This is a genomic window from Leifsonia sp. AG29 (genome assembly GCF_009765225.1).
Classification (GTDB): domain Bacteria; phylum Actinomycetota; class Actinomycetes; order Actinomycetales; family Microbacteriaceae; genus Leifsonia.
Genome location: NZ_VMSF01000001.1, coordinates 3,178,540 through 3,196,123, shown reverse-complemented (window position 1 = coordinate 3,196,123; position 17,584 = coordinate 3,178,540). Strand labels below are relative to the sequence as shown.

15 protein-coding genes are annotated in these 17,584 nt (G+C 70.7%); 14 read left to right on the top strand and 1 reads right to left on the bottom strand.

Features of this window, described 5'->3' with window-relative positions; translation table 11 throughout:
* The first annotated feature begins 7 nt into the window (after positions 1-7).
* From FPT20_RS15350 to FPT20_RS15340, 3 genes are all read left to right on the top strand, one after another.
* A complete protein-coding gene (locus FPT20_RS15350; RefSeq protein ID WP_158866902.1) occupies positions 8-214 on the top strand; it encodes a hypothetical protein in 207 nt (68 codons plus the stop codon).
* Positions 215-468: 254 nt separating this feature from the next.
* A complete protein-coding gene (locus tag FPT20_RS15345; protein WP_158866899.1) occupies positions 469-996 on the top strand; it encodes a DUF1269 domain-containing protein in 528 nt (175 codons plus the stop codon).
* A gap of 145 nt (positions 997-1,141) precedes the next feature.
* Positions 1,142-1,627: a GNAT family N-acetyltransferase gene (locus FPT20_RS15340; RefSeq protein WP_158866896.1), complete on the top strand. Its 486-nt coding sequence runs from the start codon at positions 1,142-1,144 to the stop codon at positions 1,625-1,627.
* Positions 1,628-1,660: 33 nt separating this feature from the next.
* Here FPT20_RS15340 and FPT20_RS15335 read toward each other — a convergent pair whose 3' ends face one another.
* Entirely contained in the window at positions 1,661-2,542 is an 882-nt protein-coding gene (locus tag FPT20_RS15335) for a MurR/RpiR family transcriptional regulator (protein ID WP_158866894.1), read from the bottom strand.
* Positions 2,543-2,726: 184 nt separating this feature from the next.
* Here FPT20_RS15335 and FPT20_RS15330 point away from each other — a divergent pair, with 184 nt between their 5' ends.
* The 11 genes from FPT20_RS15330 to FPT20_RS15280 all read left to right on the top strand — a co-directional run bounded on the left by FPT20_RS15330 (position 2,727) and on the right by FPT20_RS15280 (position 17,401).
* The gene (locus FPT20_RS15330) at positions 2,727-4,274 is read left to right on the top strand and encodes an ABC transporter substrate-binding protein (protein ID WP_158866892.1); all 1,548 of its coding nucleotides are present in this window, start codon (positions 2,727-2,729) and stop codon (positions 4,272-4,274) included.
* Positions 4,275-4,329: 55 nt separating this feature from the next.
* Positions 4,330-5,307 (top strand): ABC transporter permease, encoded by a 978-nt coding sequence (locus tag FPT20_RS15325; protein ID WP_233265561.1) that lies wholly within the window; start codon positions 4,330-4,332, stop codon positions 5,305-5,307.
* Entirely contained in the window at positions 5,304-6,197 is an 894-nt protein-coding gene (locus FPT20_RS15320) for an ABC transporter permease (protein WP_233265560.1), read from the top strand. The genes FPT20_RS15325 and FPT20_RS15320 overlap by 4 nt, the downstream gene beginning before the upstream one ends.
* On the top strand, positions 6,197-7,132 hold the full coding sequence (murQ, locus tag FPT20_RS15315) for an N-acetylmuramic acid 6-phosphate etherase (protein ID WP_158866889.1): 936 nt from the start codon (positions 6,197-6,199) through the stop codon (positions 7,130-7,132). Before FPT20_RS15320 ends, murQ begins: the two co-directional genes overlap by 1 nt.
* Entirely contained in the window at positions 7,132-8,340 is a 1,209-nt protein-coding gene (locus FPT20_RS15310) for an anhydro-N-acetylmuramic acid kinase (protein WP_158866886.1), read from the top strand. Before murQ ends, FPT20_RS15310 begins: the two co-directional genes overlap by 1 nt.
* Positions 8,337-9,512, top strand: a complete 1,176-nt coding sequence (locus tag FPT20_RS15305) for a serine hydrolase domain-containing protein (protein WP_158866883.1) — start codon at positions 8,337-8,339, stop codon at positions 9,510-9,512. Before FPT20_RS15310 ends, FPT20_RS15305 begins: the two co-directional genes overlap by 4 nt.
* A complete protein-coding gene (locus FPT20_RS15300) occupies positions 9,509-11,155 on the top strand; it encodes an ABC transporter ATP-binding protein (RefSeq protein ID WP_158866881.1) in 1,647 nt (548 codons plus the stop codon). The genes FPT20_RS15305 and FPT20_RS15300 overlap by 4 nt, the downstream gene beginning before the upstream one ends.
* A complete protein-coding gene (locus FPT20_RS15295; protein ID WP_158866878.1) occupies positions 11,152-13,941 on the top strand; it encodes an FAD-binding and (Fe-S)-binding domain-containing protein in 2,790 nt (929 codons plus the stop codon). Before FPT20_RS15300 ends, FPT20_RS15295 begins: the two co-directional genes overlap by 4 nt.
* Complete coding sequence (locus FPT20_RS15290) at positions 13,922-15,148, top strand: MFS transporter (RefSeq protein WP_158866876.1); 1,227 nt, start codon at positions 13,922-13,924, stop codon at positions 15,146-15,148. Before FPT20_RS15295 ends, FPT20_RS15290 begins: the two co-directional genes overlap by 20 nt.
* Positions 15,149-15,152: 4 nt before the next feature.
* The gene (locus FPT20_RS15285) at positions 15,153-15,938 is read left to right on the top strand and encodes a glucosamine-6-phosphate deaminase (RefSeq protein ID WP_158868269.1); all 786 of its coding nucleotides are present in this window, start codon (positions 15,153-15,155) and stop codon (positions 15,936-15,938) included.
* A gap of 167 nt (positions 15,939-16,105) precedes the next feature.
* The gene (locus tag FPT20_RS15280) at positions 16,106-17,401 is read left to right on the top strand and encodes a WS/DGAT domain-containing protein (protein WP_158866873.1); all 1,296 of its coding nucleotides are present in this window, start codon (positions 16,106-16,108) and stop codon (positions 17,399-17,401) included.
* Positions 17,402-17,584 lie beyond the last annotated feature (183 nt).

The window sequence follows — 17,584 nt, the reverse complement described above, 5'->3', positions numbered from 1 at the left end:
AGGACGCATGACAACAACGGACGAGCTCGTCACTTTCGTTCCGCGCAAGGGCGGGCTGATACACCTCGTCCACTGGTCGCGCCGGGACGACGGCTGGGTGCCTCAGACGATGATCGGGATCTACCGCGGCTGCGACCCTCACTCGTGGATCGTCGAATCCGGCGGGAGCCTCGTCTCCGTCGCGCGCGACGAGTGGTCGCCGTTCATGCCGTAGGTCGCTGGGTCGCGGGCTCGGCCCGCGTCGGGCTCCGCCGTGTCGAGGTGCTCGTAGTTGCTGTCGACACGCCGTGCGCCACGACATGTACGAGCACCTCGTGGGCGACGGGTGCGTCCGGCCTCGCTCCTCCACCTCGACAAAGAGGGGCGTAGCCAGCGACCGGCCCCGCAGCTACCTTGTGCCTGGGCGCCGCAGGTGCGGCGGTGGGCAGGACGGCGGCGTCCGCTGTCCCGACACGATGGGAGCGAGAGATGGCCGACAAGCCGTACGTGGCGATTGCCGCGCAGTACGCGAGCGAGGACGAGGCGGTGGCGGACTTCGACGCCCTGCACGCGCACTATAAGGAGGCCGACAAGCACGCCGCGTTCGACGCCGCGGTCGTGGTGCGCGACATGGAGGGGAACGTCTCGATTCCGAAGCGCGACGACGGCGCCAAGCACCACGGCGGCCGCAAGGGGCTCGCGATCGGGTTGGCCGGCGGCCTGGTGGTGGCCTTGTTCCCGGCGGTGGCTCTGGGAGGCGCGCTGCTCGTCGGTGGAGCCGCGGGCGCGGGCATCGGGGCGCTCGCCGGTCACATCTCGAAGAAGGCGTCCGCCGACGACCTCAAGGCCATCAGCGAGACGTTGCACGCCGGGAGCTCCGGCATCGTCGTGGTGGCGGCTCCGGAGGAGGCCGACGGCATCCAGAAGCTGCTCACGCACGCGACCGGCATCACGCGCAAGGAGCTCGCCGTCGACGAGGAGAAGCTCGAGAACGAAGTTCAGGACGCGGCCGAGTAGACGCGGCGTCGAGGTGCTCGTCGTTGCTGTCGACACGCCGCGCGCGGCGACATGTACGAGCACCTCGTGAGAGCCGCGCGGCCGGATGCACGCGTCGGAGGCCCGTGCGCCCGTGTGCCATCCTTGACGGGCGAGAGAGGACGACATGCCACGACTGCGCACCGCCACCCCCGACGATGCCGAGACGTTCGCCGCGATCTTCGTCGACTGCTGGACGATCAGCTACAGCCAGGTGATGCCGGCCGAGCTCGTTGAACGCATGACCGCTGACCGCGCGCGGAAATTGTGGCGCGGGGCGCTCGCCTCCGGCGATCCGTATGCGGCGGTGGAGGACGACCAGGGCCAGGTCGCCGGGTTCGTCGGCTACCGGTTGAACGACGACGGCACCGGATACGTCAGCTCGCTCTACGTGTCGCCTTTCGCCCAGGGCGGAGGCTACGGCCGCCTCCTGGTCACCCGCGCCGAGGACGACCTCCGGGCGCTCGGCGCGACGCGAGCCCGCCTCTGGGTCTTCGAGCAGAACGAGCCCTCACGGCGTTTCTACGAGAAGAACGGGTGGTCCCTCGACGGCACTCGCGAGACGCTGGAGGAGTGGGGCCAGCCTCAGGTCGGCATGGCGAAGCGTCTCTGACGCGGCGCAAGTGCGAGGGGCGGTGGGCCGCCCTCAGCTGCCGTTGCGCCTCGGGCGCCGCCGGCCCTCCACAGCCGCAAGACTCGCGGCGAGCGACTCGGCCACGACCTCGGGGCGGCGTTGCGCGACTCCCATGAAGATGACGTCCACGATCATGAGCTGCGCCATCCTGCTCGACATCGCGCCGTAGCGGAACCGCGTCTCTCTCGAGACCGTTGTCAGCACGGCGTCGGAGATCTGCGCGAGCGGGGACTCGGGGAAGTTCGTCACCGCGACGGTGAAGGCTCCCGCCTTCTGGGCCGTCTCGATGGCAGAGAGCGCCTCCTCGGTTTCGCCGGAGTGCGAGAAGGCGATCGCGACCGAGCCGGGTCGCAGGACGGCCGCGCTGGTCAGGGCGAGGTGGGCGTCGGTCCAGGCGTTCGCGAAGTAGCCGATGCGACGCAGCTTCTGGCCGAGGTCCTGGGCGGCGAGTCCGCTGGAGGCGGAGCCGTAGACGTCGACGATCGGCGCGTCGATGATGGCGGTCACGACCCGGTCGACCTCGTCGAGGTCGAGCATCTCCGCCGTCTCCTCCACTGCGCGCGCCTCCTGGAAGGCGAGCTTGCGCACGACGTCGCGCGTTGAGTCGGCCGGATCGATGTCCCCCTCCGACACCCCGAACTGGTAGCGGCGGCCGCTCTCGTCGACGGCGGCGCGCGCGAGCGCGAGGCAGAAGCTCTTATAGCCGTCGAAGCCGACGTTGCGGCAGAAGCGTGCCACCGTCGCCGTCGAGGTTCCGCAGCGCGCAGCGAGCTCGGTTATGCTCAGCCCGGCGACGGTCGCGGGCTCCTCGAGGGCGACTCGGGCGATGAGCTGCTCGCTCCGGCGCAGCCCGGGCAGCGCCTGCCGCAGCCGCACCAAGATGTCCTCGGTCATGCCCGATCTCCTTCGTCCTGCGTTTACCGTAGCGGCGATCATGTGGACATCCGTGACGGTTCGTGCTAAATAATTTACATCTTGGAAACGTAAGAGGAAATTATTCCCCTATCGTTGATCCCGGCAGCGCCGCCGGCGTTGTCCGCTCACAGCAGGCACAACACCTACCCAGGAGGCCCGAGAAATGAAGGTCAACCGTCACGGTCGCCGCGCGATCCTCGCCGGCGCCGCGGTTGCCACCGCATCCATGCTGCTAGCAGGATGCAGCGGCACCAGCAGCTCGCACACCGCGTCCGCGAACCCGAACGCCACGTTCGTCTTCGGTATCACCGCCGACCCCACCCAGACCATCCCGTGGACTACAACCTCCGAGCAGTCGGTCCAGGTGCTCTCGCAGATCTACAGCCCGCTCCTCACGACCGACGCGAAGGACGTCACGACGGGCAATCTCGCCGACCTCCCCAAGGTCTCGTCCGACGGCCTCACCTACACATTCACGCTCAAGAGCGGACTCAAGTTCAGCAACGGCTCGGCCCTCGATTCCACCGACGTGAAGTACACGTTCGACAAGATCATGGACCCGGCGTCGAACGCCAGCTCGCGCTCGTACTTCGCCTCGGTCGCGTCCGTCGACGCGCCGTCGCCGACGTCCGTCGTCGTCCACCTGAAGAAGCCTGATGCCTCCTTCCCCGCCGGGCTCACCAAGATCAACACAGGCATCGTGCCCTCCGACGTCCCCGTGGCTAGCCTCCAGACCGCCCCGGTCGGCTCGGGCCCGTACAAGTGGGCGAACCGCGTGCCGAACGAGTCCATCACCCTCGAGCGGAACCCCGACTTCTTCGCCGGCAAGCCCGGTGTCGCCAAGCTCGAGTTCCGGATCATCCCGGACGAGCAATCGATGGTCTCGGCGCTGAAGACGGGCTCGGTCGACGCGGCCGTGTTCGACAACCCCGTCACCGCGAAGACCGCCGCGTCGAACAAGACGAAGACCGAGCAGGCGCAGTCGCTGCAGTACCACGTGCTCCAGCTGCGCGCCGCGTCGCCGACGCTCTCCAACGTGAACGCGCGTCTCGCAATCCAGTGCGCGATCTCCCGCCAGGACGTCGTCGACACGGCCGCTCTCGGCGCGGGCGACGTGACCGGGGCGATCACCTCGCCGGAGTACCGCTCCGACCCGAACGCGCAGCCGTGCCCCAAGCAGGACCTCAAGAAGGCGAAGCAGTACCTCCAGAAGGCCGGCACTCCCGACGGGTTCACGCTCAACGTGATGACCTCGCAGGGTCTGTACTCGACCGCGGTCGACGAGGCGCAGAACGTCCAGGCCCAGCTCGGCAAGATCGGCATCAAGGTCAACGTGCAGACCCTGGACTCGAACGCCTACGTGCAGAAGTGGCTGGCCGGCGACTTCGACGCCGCGATCGCGCAGAACTCGGGCAGCTCCGACCCCAACACCATGTACGCCCGGTACTTCACCTCGGGAGGCTCTTACAACAAGGTGGCGGGCTACAGCTCCCCCGAGCTGGACAAGCTCTTCGCCGACGGCATCGCCACCACCGACACCGCGAAGCGCAAGAGCATCTACACGCAGGTCTCCAACCAGCTCGTCGACAACGCGGCGTGGATCTGGCTCTTCACACCGAAGGAGTACATCGTGCTCAACTCCGGCGTGAACGGCTACGAGGTCCGTTACGACGCCGATCTCGCCGCGCTCTGGAAGGCGACCCTGTCCTGACCGCATCGCCGGGGCGGGCATCGCGCCCGCCCCGGCCCCGGCCCCGGAACGCTCCATGACCCCACTCATGCACTTCGTCCGCCACCCCGTCACGCGCCGCATCGGGGAGGCGCTGCTCACCCTCCTCGGGGTGTCGATCCTCACCTTCGTGATCCTGCGGGTGGTGCCCGGCAACCAGATCACAGCCGCCTACGGCACCGCAGCGGGCGACCTCACGCAGCAGCAGATCCAGCAGCTGAAGGAGTACTACGGCATCGACAAGCCGCTGGTCATTCAGTACCTCGACTGGCTCGGCGGCATCCTCACCGGCAACCTGGGCGTCAACACGACCTCGCACCAGACGGTCGCCCAGATGACGGCTCAGGCGCTACCGAACACCATCGAGCTCGCTGTCTTCTCGATCATCATCGGGCTCCTGCTCGGCGTCCCGGGCGGGGTTTTCGCCGCGAACCGGCCGGGAAAGGTCGGCGACAATGTAACTCAGTTCGGCAGCCTCCTGGCGCTCTCGGTGCCATCTTTCCTCCTCGCCACCGTGCTCGCCACCTGGCTTGCGAACTCGTTCGGCTGGTACCCCAACGGCGAGGGCTACAAGACTTTCCTGCAGGACCCGGCGCTGAATCTCCAGCAGATGCTTCTGCCGTCGCTCGTGCTCGGGATCAGCATCGCCCCTCCGGTGCTGCAGACGACCCGCACGGCGATCCTCTCGATCAGGGCCGAGGACTACATCCGGACAGCCCGGGCGAAGGGCGTCCCGGAGAGTCGGCTGCGCGTCCGGCACGTGCTGCGCAACGCGCTGATCCCGGTGGTCACCATGACCGGCCTGCAATTCGGCTTCCTCCTCGGAGGCGCGCTGGTGGCCGAGCAGATCTTCGCCATCCCGGGCATCGGGCGGCAGGTGCTGCTCGGTCTGAATCAGAAGGAGTACGCCGTGGTCCAGAGCACGGTCCTCATCATCGCGACCATGTTCGTGCTCGTGAACCTCCTCACCGACATGGTCTACCGGGTCGTCGACCCGAAGGTGCGCGTCCGATGAGCGCCGCGACCGGGATGAGCAACGTCCCCGACATCGCCCTCGACACCAGCCGGCGCTCGCACGCCTGGATCGCCGCCTTCCGCACGGTTCCCGGCGTCACGGGTCTCGCGCTCATGGCCATCGTGGTGGTCCTCGCGCTGATGGCCGCATTCGGGCTGACGCCGTACGACCCGGCCCACCAGGATGTCGCCCAGGCCTTGATGGCGCCGAGCGGCGCCCACTGGTTCGGGACCGACCAGTTCGGGCGCGACACCTTCTCGCGCGTCGCTTCGGGGCTCGCCAACTCGCTCCTCATCGCGATCGTCTCGGTCGCGGCGGCCGCCGTCGTCGGGACCCTGCTCGGCGTCCTCGCCGGCTTCTTCCTCGGCGCGACGGACCGCGCGGTGGGTGTGCTGACAAACGTGCTGTTCGCCTTCCCGTCCCTCCTGCTCGCTCTGGCCCTCGCGGCCACGCTGCAACGCAGCTGGGTGACGGTCGCTATCGCGATCGCCGTGGTCTACATGCCGATCTTCGCCCGCGTCGCGCGCGGGCCGGTACTCACGCTGCGGACGGCCGACTACGTCATGGCGTCGACTGCGATCGGGCGGCGTCGTTTCTCCACCCTGTTCGAGCACATCATCCCCAACATGCGCGGCATCCTCGTGGTCCAGGTGACCCTGTCGCTGTCGTGGGCGATCCTGACGGAGGCCGCGCTGAGCTTCCTCGGCTTCGGCACCCCGCCGCCCGCGGCCTCCCTCGGAGGGATGGTCTACGAAGCGCAGACGCTGACCAGCGTCGCGCCGTGGCTGCTCCTCTTCCCCGGTGCTGCACTCATCTGCGCCGTGATCGGACTGAATCTGCTCGGAGACGGCCTGCGCGCCGCGCTCGATCCCAAGACCGGAGGCCGTTGATGGCTCAGAACTCTCCCGACGCCGAGCTCGACGAGCTGATGACGGAGGCCGTCGCCGACGGCGACCTCATGCTCGACGAGCTGTCCGTCGCCGAGCTCGTCACGCTCATGAACGACCGCGACGCGATGCTCCCCGGAGCGGTGCGGGATGCGCTCCCCACCATTGTCGCCGCCGTCGAGGGGGCCTCCGAACGCGTCAAGGCGGGCGGCCGGATCATCTACGTCGGCGCCGGCACGAGCGGCCGGCTCGGTGTGCTCGACGCGTCGGAGGTCCCTCCCACGTTCGGCACCGACGGCAACGTCGTCCTCGGCTTGATCGCGGGAGGCCCGAACGCGCTGGTCAGCTCGATCGAGGCCGCGGAGGACAGCGAGGAGACCGGCCGCACCGACCTCCTCCGGGTCGACCCTGGCCCGCTCGACACGGTCGTCGGCATCGCCTCGAGCGGTCGCACCCCATACGTGCTGGGCGCGCTGAAGCTCGGCCGTGAACGCGGAGCGCTGACCGTGGGCCTGTCCTGCAACCTCGACACCCCTGTGTCGGCGGCGGCCGACCACGGGATCGAGCTCGCCGTCGGGCCCGAGATCCTCACCGGTTCGACCCGGCTGGGCGCCGGGACCGCCACGAAGATGGTGCTCAACATGATCTCGACGATCACGATGATCCGCCTCGGCAAGACCTACAAGACCCTGATGGTCGACGTGAAGGCCACCAACTCGAAGCTGGTGCGCCGCGCCGTCCGGATCGTCACTCTGGCCACCGGCGCCGACGACGAGACCGCCCGGGTGGCGCTCGACGCGGCGGACTGGAACGCGAAGCTCGCCATCGCCACGATCGTGACCGGGATGAGCGTCGGGGACGCTCAGAAGGCGCTCGACGCGGCCGGCGGCGTGCTCCGGACCGTTGTGGCGACGAGGGCGCGGGCGGAGACGATCTGATGCGCGTCCTCGGCATGATCTCGGGAACGTCGCACGACGGGATCGACATCGCGGTCGTCGAGTTCCAGGACGACGGGGAGGCGGTGACCGCGCGCATCGAGTACACGACCTCCACTCCGTACTCGCCCGCGCTCCGCGAGCGACTCCTCCGCTCGTTGCCGCCGGCACCGGTCGGATTCGACGTGGCCTGCGAGCTCGACACGTCCATCGGCCAGGAGTTCGCGGCGGCCGCCGCCGCCGCCCTCGATGCCCACGAGCGAGCCGGCGGCGGCCCGGTCGACCTCCTGTGCTCGCACGGCCAGACCGTGTTCCACTGGGTGGAGGGCGGACGGGCGCGGGGAACGCTGCAGCTGGGCCAGCCGGCGTGGATCGCGGAGGCGACGGGGCTCCCGGTCGTGTCCGATGTGCGCGCGGCCGATGTAGCGGCGGGCGGCCAGGGTGCGCCGCTCGTGCCGATCCTCGACCTGATCCTCCTCCGCCCGTTCGTCGAGGCGGGCGTGACCGCGGCGGCCCTCAACCTCGGCGGGATCTCGAACGCCACCGTGCTCGAACCGGGGCGCGACCCGGTCGCCTGGGACATCGGGCCGGCCAATGCGCTGATCGATGCCGTCGTCACGGAGGCCGTGGAGACGCCGGACTCGTTCGATCGCGACGGGAGGCTCGCCACCGCTGGGTCGGTCGACGCACGCCTCCTCGAGTCCCTTCTCGCCGAGCCGTACTATGCGCTCCCCGCGCCGAAGAGCTCGGGCAAGGAGCTGTTCCATCTCCAGTACGTGCAGGAGCATCTGCGAAGCGCGGCCGTCGAGCTGTCGCTGCCCGACCTCGTCGCGACGCTGACCGAGCTGACCGCACGCACGGTCGCCGACGCGATCATCGCGGCCGGGGTGCGGGCGCTCCTCGTGTCGGGAGGCGGCGTGCGGAACCCCGTGCTCCTCGGTCGCATCAGCGAGCTCCTCCCCGGGGTCGACGTCCGCCCGAGCGACTCGGTCGGCGTCCCCTCCGACGACAAGGAGGCAGTCGCCTTCGCCCTCATCGGGTGGGCGACTGCCCACGGACTGCCGTCCAATGTCCCGAGCGCCACCGGAGCCTCGGGCTCTCGTGTGCTCGGTCGCGTCACTCCCTCCCCGCTGGGCAGCGCTCTGCCGCTCGTCAGTCGCGCCTCATGGCCCGCGATCTCGTTCGCACGTGAGGAGGCGCGCCTCTCATGACCGATCTCGCTCGTCACGCGCAGCGTCTCCTCGACCTCCGGGCCGGCGCGGGTTCGCCGGCGGGCGCCGTGATCGGCGTGCGCTCCTCGGGCGCAGCCGAGGTCGAGGCCGCGGGCTGGGCCGTGCTTCCGCAAGGCAGTGAGCCCGGCGTGCCGATGAGCTCCGACATGCAGCTCGACCTCGCCTCCGTCACCAAGGTCGCTGCCACGACTGCGGGCATCATGCGGCTCGTCGACTCCGGCCAGGTGTCGCTTGAGGACCGCGTCACCGCGTTCCTGCCCGAGTTCCGGGGAGGCGCGAAAGACTCGGTCGCGCTCGCGCACCTGCTGACCCACACCGCCGGCCTCGAGCCCTGGTGGCCGGTATATCTCGAGACCGAGGACCGCGACCAGGCCATCCTCCGGGTGCAGCGCCTCCCCCTGGCCGACGCCCCGGGGACAGTCCGGCGATACTCGGATCTCGGCTTCATGCTCGCCGGCGCGATCGTCGAGCGGGTGTCAGGCCTGCCCCTGCGTCGTGCCTACCGCGAGCTCATCGCGGACCCGCTCGGACTCAGCAGCCGCTTCGGTCCGGTCGCCCCGGAGTCCGCGGCCGTGTCGGCGGACAGCGACGCGTACGAATATTCGATGGTGCTGACCGGCACCCCGTATCCCGTGCCCTTCGAGGTGGGCGCTTACCCGCACTGGCGCGATCGCGCCCTCCGCGGCGAGCCGAACGACGGGAACGCCGCGCACGCCTTCGACGGCGCAGCCGGCCACGCCGGTCTGTTCTCGACGGTCGACGACCTCCTCGCGCTCGGCGCCGAACTCCGGGGCGGCGACTTCGTCAGCGAGCGCGTGCTCGACCAGTTCAGCGCCCCCAGTGCGATCGACCCCTCTCAAGCCATCGGATTCCGCCTCACCTCAATCGAGCACGAGGGCCGCGCAGTGACCGCGCTCGGACACGGCGGCTTCACCGGCACCTGGTTCGGGTTCGGGCTCGAGCACGACATCGTGGTCGCCGGCGGCGCGACCCGCCTCCACGGGACCGTGGGCGGCATCGATGCAGCCACCGCTGCCCACCGGCCGCCCGACCTCGTCCCGGGCGACGCGATCGAGCGCGTGCTGCTCGACGCGGGCGCCGACGCCCTCGCCACGCTCCACCCCTCCACGACGAACGCCGAGGACCTATGAACACGAGCATCGACCGCCCGGCCGCCGAGCCGGTGCTGAGCATCCGCGACCTCTCGGTCGCCTTCCGCACCTCCCGAGGCGAGGTGGAGGCGGTCCGCGGCGTGAGCCTGGACGTCGCCGCAGGCGAGACGGTCGCCATCGTCGGCGAGTCCGGCTCGGGAAAGTCCACGCTGGCCGCCTGCGTCAATCGCCTCCTGGCCGAGAACGGTCGCATCTCCTCGGGCGTCATCCGCCTGAAGGAGGTCGACATCACGACCGCGAGCGAGAAGACGATGACGTCGATCCGCGGCAGCCGGATCGGTCTCGTCCCGCAGGACCCGATGACGAACCTGAACCCGGTCATGAAGGTCGGTGCGCAGATCGTGGAGGCGCTGACCGTCCACGGCCGCGCGAAGGGCGAGCAGGCGAAGGCCGAGGCCATCCGCCTCCTCGAGCACGCCGGCATCGCGGACGCGGAGGCGCGTTTCAGCCAGTACCCGCACGAGTTCTCCGGCGGCATGCGGCAGCGCGTGCTCATCGCGATGGCGCTCGCCTGCCGGCCGGAGGTGCTGCTCGCCGACGAGCCGACCTCCGCCCTCGACGTGACCGTCCAGCGTCTCGTGCTCGACCAGATGGGCGCGCTCGCGTCCGAGGTGGGCGCTGCCGTGCTGCTCATCACGCACGACCTGGCCCTCGCCGCCGAGCGCGCAGACCGCGTGGCCGTCATGTTCCGCGGGGAGATCGTCGAGACCGGCCCGGCGGCGGAACTCGTCGCGAACCCGCAGCACGAGTACACCCGGCGGCTGCTCGCGGCGGCGCCGGGCATGGCGAGCGCGAAGGTCGCGCCTCCCATCGACTCCGTCGCATCCGGCGGCGAGCCCGAGACGCTGCTCGAGGTGGCCGGTGCCGTGAAGACGTACCGCATGAAGGGCCGTCGCGAGCCGTTCCTCGCGGTCGACGGCGTGAGCATCCGCGTGCCGCGGGGCCAGACGGTGGCGATCGTCGGTGAGTCGGGGTCCGGCAAGTCGTCGACCGCGCGCCTCGCGCTGAAGCTCGAGAATCCCGACGGCGGCAGCGTCTCGTTCCGCGGGCGCGACGTCTCGGGCCTCTCGGGCAAGGAGCTGCTCGAGTTCCGTCGATCGGTGCAGCCGGTCTTCCAGAACCCGTACGCGTCGCTAGACCCGCGCTACACGATCGCGCAGGTGGTCGCCGAGCCGCTGAAGGTCCATCGCATCGGCGACGGAGCGAGCCGGAAGGAGGCCGTCGCCGACCTGTTGGACAAGGTCGCGCTGCCCGCCTCGTTCGCCGACCGCTACCCGCACGAGCTCTCCGGCGGCCAGCGGCAGCGCGTGGCGATCGCCCGCGCTCTGGCACTGAACCCCGAGCTGGTCGTCATGGACGAGGCGGTGAGCGCACTCGACGTCCTCGTGCAGGAGCAGATCCTCGATCTGATGGTGTCGCTGCAGCGCGAGCTGGGCCTCTCGTACCTCTTCATCAGCCACGACCTCGCCGTCGTGAGGCTGGTGTCGCACCAGGTGTACGTGATGCGCGCCGGCAAGGTCGTCGAGAGCGGGACGCCGGACACCATCTTCGACTCGCCTCAGGAGGAGTACACCCGGCAGCTCATCGCCGCGATCCCCGGACACTCGCTGGCTGCGGCATGATGGCGCGGTCTGCGGTTCTCGAGCGGCTCGAGCGGCTGGCGGCGGGCACGGTCCGCGACCGCGCCCTCGACCGGCTCGCCATGGCGCACGACGCCTCGCATTACCTGATGACCCCGCTCGGCGTGGTCACCGTCCGCGACCGTGATCACCTCTCGGCGATCCTGCGGGTGTGCTCGGATGACGGCGTCGCGGTCGGCTTCCGGTCCGGAGGGACGAGCCTCTCCGGGCAGGCCTCGACCGACGCGCTGCTCCTCGACACCCGCAAGAACTTCCGCGGCATCGAGCCGCTGGAGGAGGGGCGCCGCGTGCGCGTCCAGCCGGGCGCGACCGTCCGTCAGGTGAACACCCGCCTCGCGCGCTTCGGGCGCAAGCTCGGCCCCGATCCTGCGAGCGAGGTCGCCTGCACGCTCGGCGGCGTGATCGCCAACAACTCGAGCGGGATGTCGTGCGGCACGGAGTTCAACACCTACAACACGATCGAGTCCGCGGTGCTCGTGCTGCCGGACGGTGCGGTGGTCGACACGGCGGCGCCGGACGCCGACGATCAGTTGCGCCGGGCCGCGCCGGCGGTCTGGTCCGGCCTCCTCGAGTTGCGCGATCGCGTGCGCTCGGACCCGGGCATGGCCGCGACCATCCGGCGGCAGTACGCCATCAAGAACACGATGGGTTACGGCGTCAACGCCTTCCTCGACCACGACTCGGCGGTCGAGATCCTCCTCCATCTCGTCGTCGGCAGCGAGGGGACGCTCGCCTTCGTCGCAGAAGCGACCCTCCGGACGCTCCCCGTCAAGCCGCACGTCGTCACCGGCATGCTCTACTTCGAGTCGTTGACGGACGCGACGGCGGCTCTTCCTGCTCTCGTCGATTCCGGCCTCGCGACGGTCGAGCTGCTCGACGCCACCTCCCTCCGCGTCGCGCAACGCGACCCCGCAGCAGACGCGCAACTGCTCGGCCTGCGCGTCGACGGCCACGCGGCCCTCCTCGTCGAGTACCAGGAGGAGCACGCCGAGGCTCTCGCGAAGCGGATGGCGGTGTGGGAGGAGCTGCACCGGTCCCTCCCGCTCGCCGCACCGGCGACGCTGACCGCCGACCCGGCCCGGCGCAATGCTCTCTGGCATATTCGCAAAGACCTCTATGCGACCGTGGCGGGTAACCGGCCCTCCGGCACGACGGCCCTCCTCGAGGACATCGCCGTGCCGGTGGAGGCGCTGCGCGAGACCTGCGAGGGTCTCACCGCCCTGTTCGAACGCCACGGCTACGAGGACAGCGTCATCTTCGGGCATGCCAAGGACGGCAACATCCACTTCATGCTCACCGAGCGCTTCGACGACCCGGGCTCGCGAAATCGGTACGCGGAGTTCACCGAGGACATGGTCGAACTGGTCCTGCGCCAGGGCGGGACGCTCAAGGCCGAGCACGGGACGGGCCGCATCATGGCGCCGTTCGTGCGGCGTCAATTCGGCGACGACCTCTACCGCGTGATGCTCGCCGTGAAGCGGCTCATCGACCCCAGCGGACTGCTGAACCCCGGCGTCCTGCTCAACGAGGACGCTGACGCGCCGCTCGAGCACCTGAAGGTCACGCCGACGGTCGAGGCCGAGGTGGATCGCTGCGTCGAGTGCGGGTACTGCGAGCCGGTCTGCCCGAGCAAGGATCTGACCGTCACCCCGCGTCAGCGGATCGTCCTCCGGCGCGAGCGCGAGCGGGCGCGCCTCGCGGGCGACCTGCAGCTGGTCGAGGAGCTCGACCGTGACTACGGCTACGACGGACTCGACACCTGCGCCGCCGATGGGATGTGCCAGACGGCGTGCCCTGTGCGGATCGATACCGGCAAGCTGGTCAAGCGGCTCCGAGCCGAACGGGACACCTCTGTGGCGTCTGCCGCGTGGGGCACGGCGGCGAAGCGGTGGAGCGCTGTGACGCGGGTGGGCGCCGCGGCGATGAACATCGCCGATGCCCTTCCGGCGCCGGTGGTGACCGCCGCCACGCGGGTCGGGCGCGGCCTGCTCGGGGCCGACAACGTCCCGCTCTACTCGGCCGATCTTCCGCGCGGCGGCACGAAGCGCCGCCCACGATCGCGGCCCGGCGCGGTCGCCGTGTACGTGCCGTCGTGCATCGGATCGATGTTCGCGCCGTCGCCCGGCTCGCAAGGCGTCCGGGAGGCGCTCCTCGCGCTGTGCGAGCGGGCCGGCGCCCCGTTGATCATCCCCGAGGGCGTGGACTCGATGTGCTGCGGCACCCCGTGGACCTCGAAGGGCAAGCTCCACGGGCACCGCGAGCTGAGCGCTGCGGTCCTCCCGTCCCTGCTCGAAGCGACCCGTGGAGGCGAGCTCCCGGTGATCTCGGACGGCGTCTCGTGCACGGAAGGGTTCCTGGCCATGGCGGCGTCGAGCGGGCTCACCGTCGTCGACGCGGTGGAGTTCGTCCATCGCGAGGTGCTGGGTGCGCTCGCCGTCGTTACGCCGTGGGAGTCCATCGCCGTGCACCCGACCTGCTCGTCGACGCACCTGGGCCTCACCGACCCGATGCTGGAGATCGCCCGCGCGATCAGCCCCGATGTGGTCGTCCCCGACGGCTGGGGCTGCTGCGGCTTCGCGGGCGACCGCGGGATGCTGCACCCGGAGCTGACCGCCTCCGCGACGCGTCTGGAGGCAGCCGAGGTGGAGGAGCGGAGCTTCGCCGCGTACGCGTCGGCGAACCGCACGTGCGAGCTCGGGATGAGCCGGGCGACCGGCAAGGCGTACCGACACATCCTGGAGCTGCTCGATGACGCGACGCGGCTCTGAGCGTCTGACCGAGCGGCCGATCGCCGACGCCGGCGGGGGCTCTCGCCCGGTCCGGGGCCGGCAGCATGCGACGCTCGTGGTCGCTTTCGTGTCGCTCGGCGCGGTCGCCTCGGCCGTTCCCGCCTCCCTCCCCGACGCCGCCGCGCGGTTGGGCGTCGGCTCCGAGGAACTTCTCCCGGCCGTCTCCTCCCTCTTCTTCGGCCTGTTCCTCGGCGTCGTCATCGCGGTCCTTCCCCGCGCCTCGGCCCGGACCCTGCTCCCTGTCGGGCTGGCGAGTGAGGCGGTCGGGCTCGTGCTCCTAGCCGCGTCCGGATCGGTCGAACTGTTCGTAGCCTCCGCCGCTGTCGGCGGGGTGGGGTTCGGCATCGCGGAGGCCAGCGCGACGGTTCTGACGCGCGAACTGTCCGCTGCGGGAACGCCCGCGCGCCTGACGGCACTGAACGGCGCGTCCGCCGTGGCTGCGGCCGCGACGCCCCTCCTCATCGCCGTGTCGGGGGAGCGATCGCCGCTCGCCCTACTGGCGATCGCGCTGGTCCCGGCGTGCGGTGCGGTCCTCGCGCTGCTCGCCCGCCGATCGTGGCCCGCTGCGGTCCGTCGCTCCCGCGGTGCTCAGGGGTGGAGGGGGCTCCCGCGTCTCCGCATCGCCATCATCGGCGTGGCCCTGTTCGTGTTCGTCGGCGCCGAGACCGTGCTCGCGGGCTGGTCGAGCCTGTTCACCCAGACGCTCTTCGGCGTGGGAGCGGGCGCGGCTCCCCTCGGCACCGCTGCCTTCTGGGTACTCATGGCGGTCGGGCGATTCGTCTGCTCTGCGGTGGTCGGTCGGGGCGTTCGAGCCTCGACGTACCTGACGGTCGGCGTGCTCGCCGCCGCGCTGCTCGCCGCAGCTTGCGCCGTGGCGGGTGGGCCCATCGCCTCCGCTGCGCTGCTCTCGGCTGTCGTGCTCTTGGTCGCGCCCGGGTACGCGCTGCTCCTCGGCGAGGCGCTCGCCTCCCTCCCCTCGGTGACAGTCGGCCGCGTCACGGCGACGTTGGTGGCCGTCGGCTCGGCGGGCGGCTCCGCCCTGACCTTTGCCGTCGCGGCCGCTTTCGGCAGCGCGCCGAGCCCTGTCCTCTTCGCCTGCGCCGGTCTCCTGGCTGTGTGCGGCGTGCTCTCGTTCGCTCTCTCGCGGGCGAGCCTCCTTCTGCCCGGCGAACGGATCGGTGATTGACGTGATGGACTCCCTCCCCGGGCCGCGGCTCGTCGTGACGGACCCGGAAGACGCAGCTTCGGCCACGGCCGATCTCCTCGCAGAGGTTCTCCGCCGACCGCGCCCGGTTCTCGGGTTGGCAACGGGGTCCAGTGTGGAGGCGACCTACCGGCACCTCGCGGAACTCGTGCGCCGTGACGCCGACCTCCGGGCCGGCGCCCGCTGCGCGACCGGCTTCGCGCTCGACGAGTACGTGGGCATCGACCGGTCGAGCCCGCAGAGCTACTGGGCGACGCTGGAGGCGCAGGTCGCCGGCCCGCTCGGCATGCCTCCCGAGAACCTGCACGTGCCGCTCCTCGACGAGCGCGGCGACGCTTCCGCCTACGATCGCGCTATCGCCGAGGCCGGGGGAGTCGACCTTCAGCTGCTCGGTCTCGGAGCCAACGGGCACATCGGCTTCAACGAGCCCGGGTCGAGCTTCGCGTCGGTCACGCGCCGCGTCGAGCTGGACGAGCAGACGCGTCTTGACAACGCCCGCTTCTTCCCGTCCGCCACGGCGGTTCCCACCGAGGCGGTGACGCAGGGCATCGCCACGATCATGCGCGCGAAGAGCATCGTGGTGCTCGCTTTCGGCCTGCGGAAGGCCCGGGCGTTGGAGCGGGCGTTGTTCGGCCCGCTGACCCCGCGTCTCCCCGCTTCTGTGCTGCGCGAGCATCAGGATGTGACTGTCTTCGCGGACCCGGAGGCCGCCAGCCTCCTGGAGCACCGCTGCCGCAGCGCGCGGTCACAGGCGGAGCTCGTGGCCGATTGACGGGGCGGCCGTTTCGCCCGTCGAGGTGCTCGTAGTTGCTGTCGACACGCCGGGGACGACAGCATCTGCGAGCACCTCGAAGGCCGCGCACCCGTCCCGCCCCACGCCCGAACCACGACGCAATGCACGCGTTCCCGCGGCGCGCTCGCGCGCACTACCGTGGCGCCATGGCCCGACGAGCACCGTCGGCCACGGCCGTCGCCGCGGTCGATGCAGCGAATTTCACCCTGGAACGCGGACAGCCCAATGTGGTCACCGTGGTCGGCCTCCTCGCGCCCGGCGGCTTCGTCGACCGCGAGGGCGTTCCTGATGCCGACCGGTTGCGAGCGGCGCTCGCGGGGCGCGTGAGCGAGCTGGAGGCGTTGTGCCGCCGTCCGGTGCAGCGCGACCGAGAGTGGAGGTGGGTCGCGGCCTCACCGGAGCTGGCCCGCCACGTCCGCGTGTTCGATCGCCCGGCCCGCCGCGGATCGGCGGGCGCGTCGAGACTCGAGGCGGCCTGCGCCGCCGCGGTGATGTGGCCGCTAGACCGGGAGAGGCCCCTCTGGGAGCTGCTCCTGGTGCCCGCCGCGCAGGGGCCGAACTGCGGTCTGCTGTTCCGGGTGCATCACGCCGTCGCGGACGGGCTGCTCGTGGTCGACCTGATGGAGGCGCTGTCCGACGGAGGCGCTGGATCACGCGAAACAGCCAATGACGTCTCGCGGCTCGGCGCCGCCATCGATCGTACCGCGGCGCCCCAGCCGTCTCGCCCACATCGAAACGTCCGCACGATCGTCGCCGAAACCGCCGCCATCTTCCGCCGTTCCGTCCGCTCACGCGTCCTGCTCGGACCGCTCGGGGCGTCCCGCGACATCGCCCTGTTCGAGGTGCCGCTCGGCCGCCTCCACGCAGGGGCAGCCTCCCGCGGTGCGACCGTCAATGACGCCTTTCTCACGGCGTTCGGTCAAGGCATCCGAGCACTCCTCGCCGACGCGGGCGAATCGCTGCCCGAGACGGTTCCGATCTCGTGCCCGGTCCGCCTGCCGCGGGAGGAGGGACAGGGCAACGCGACCGGCGTCATGCTCGCACCGGTCCCTGTCGCCGAGGCGGACGTGATGGAGGCGCTCGCCCAGGTCGCACGCACCACTCGATCTGAGAAGGAGCGGGCCCGAGCGGCCGGCACCTTCGAGTGGACCTCTGGGCCGCGGATGGCGTCCCTCCTCATGCGGTTCGCCCGCACGCAGCGCGCGGTCGGCGCCATCGCCTCCGACGTCCCGGGTCCGCGCAGAGCGCTGAGATTCGGCGGTGCTGAGCTTGTGCACGCCTGGCCGCTGTCGCTGCTCTCCGCCAACGTCCGCGTGGGCGCGCTGTGCGTCTCCTACGGCGAGACGCTGGCGGTCAGCATCCAGACGGACGCCGAGCACCTGCCGCCGGCGCGCGTGGTGGCGTCGGCAATGGAGGCGGCGCTGCGCGCGATCGCGGAGTGACCCATTTACCTCGACAGGCTAGGCAACCGCTGACCGGCAGCGCTACGCTATCCGCGTCGGGCCCCCAGAAATCACCCACGTGCGCCTCATCGAGCCGCGGGCACCCGAGCACGCCGTCGCCGGCGACCTGCTCCTCTTCATCGAGTGTTGCGCGCCCTGAGTGCGCGCCTTCCCAGGGGAACC

Bases quoted from the DNA above. Each gene is read 5' to 3' on its own strand.
- FPT20_RS15285 (WP_158868269.1), top strand. From the start codon at position 15,153: ATGGACTCCCTCCCCGGGCCGCGGCTCGTCGTGACGGACCCGGAAGAC.
- FPT20_RS15280 (WP_158866873.1), top strand. From the start codon at position 16,106: ATGGCCCGACGAGCACCGTCGGCCACGGCCGTCGCCGCGGTCGATGCA.
- FPT20_RS15325 (WP_233265561.1), top strand. From the start codon at position 4,330: ATGACCCCACTCATGCACTTCGTCCGCCACCCCGTCACGCGCCGCATC.
- FPT20_RS15330 (WP_158866892.1), top strand. From the start codon at position 2,727: ATGAAGGTCAACCGTCACGGTCGCCGCGCGATCCTCGCCGGCGCCGCG.
- FPT20_RS15310 (WP_158866886.1), top strand. From the start codon at position 7,132: ATGCGCGTCCTCGGCATGATCTCGGGAACGTCGCACGACGGGATCGAC.
- FPT20_RS15295 (WP_158866878.1), top strand. From the start codon at position 11,152: ATGATGGCGCGGTCTGCGGTTCTCGAGCGGCTCGAGCGGCTGGCGGCG.
- FPT20_RS15340 (WP_158866896.1), top strand. From the start codon at position 1,142: ATGCCACGACTGCGCACCGCCACCCCCGACGATGCCGAGACGTTCGCC.
- FPT20_RS15290 (WP_158866876.1), top strand. From the start codon at position 13,922: ATGACGCGACGCGGCTCTGAGCGTCTGACCGAGCGGCCGATCGCCGAC.
- FPT20_RS15300 (WP_158866881.1), top strand. From the start codon at position 9,509: ATGAACACGAGCATCGACCGCCCGGCCGCCGAGCCGGTGCTGAGCATC.
- FPT20_RS15305 (WP_158866883.1), top strand. From the start codon at position 8,337: ATGACCGATCTCGCTCGTCACGCGCAGCGTCTCCTCGACCTCCGGGCC.
- FPT20_RS15335 (WP_158866894.1), bottom strand. From the start codon at position 2,542: ATGACCGAGGACATCTTGGTGCGGCTGCGGCAGGCGCTGCCCGGGCTG.
- FPT20_RS15350 (WP_158866902.1), top strand. From the start codon at position 8: ATGACAACAACGGACGAGCTCGTCACTTTCGTTCCGCGCAAGGGCGGG.
- FPT20_RS15345 (WP_158866899.1), top strand. From the start codon at position 469: ATGGCCGACAAGCCGTACGTGGCGATTGCCGCGCAGTACGCGAGCGAG.
- murQ (WP_158866889.1), top strand. From the start codon at position 6,197: ATGGCTCAGAACTCTCCCGACGCCGAGCTCGACGAGCTGATGACGGAG.
- FPT20_RS15320 (WP_233265560.1), top strand. From the start codon at position 5,304: ATGAGCGCCGCGACCGGGATGAGCAACGTCCCCGACATCGCCCTCGAC.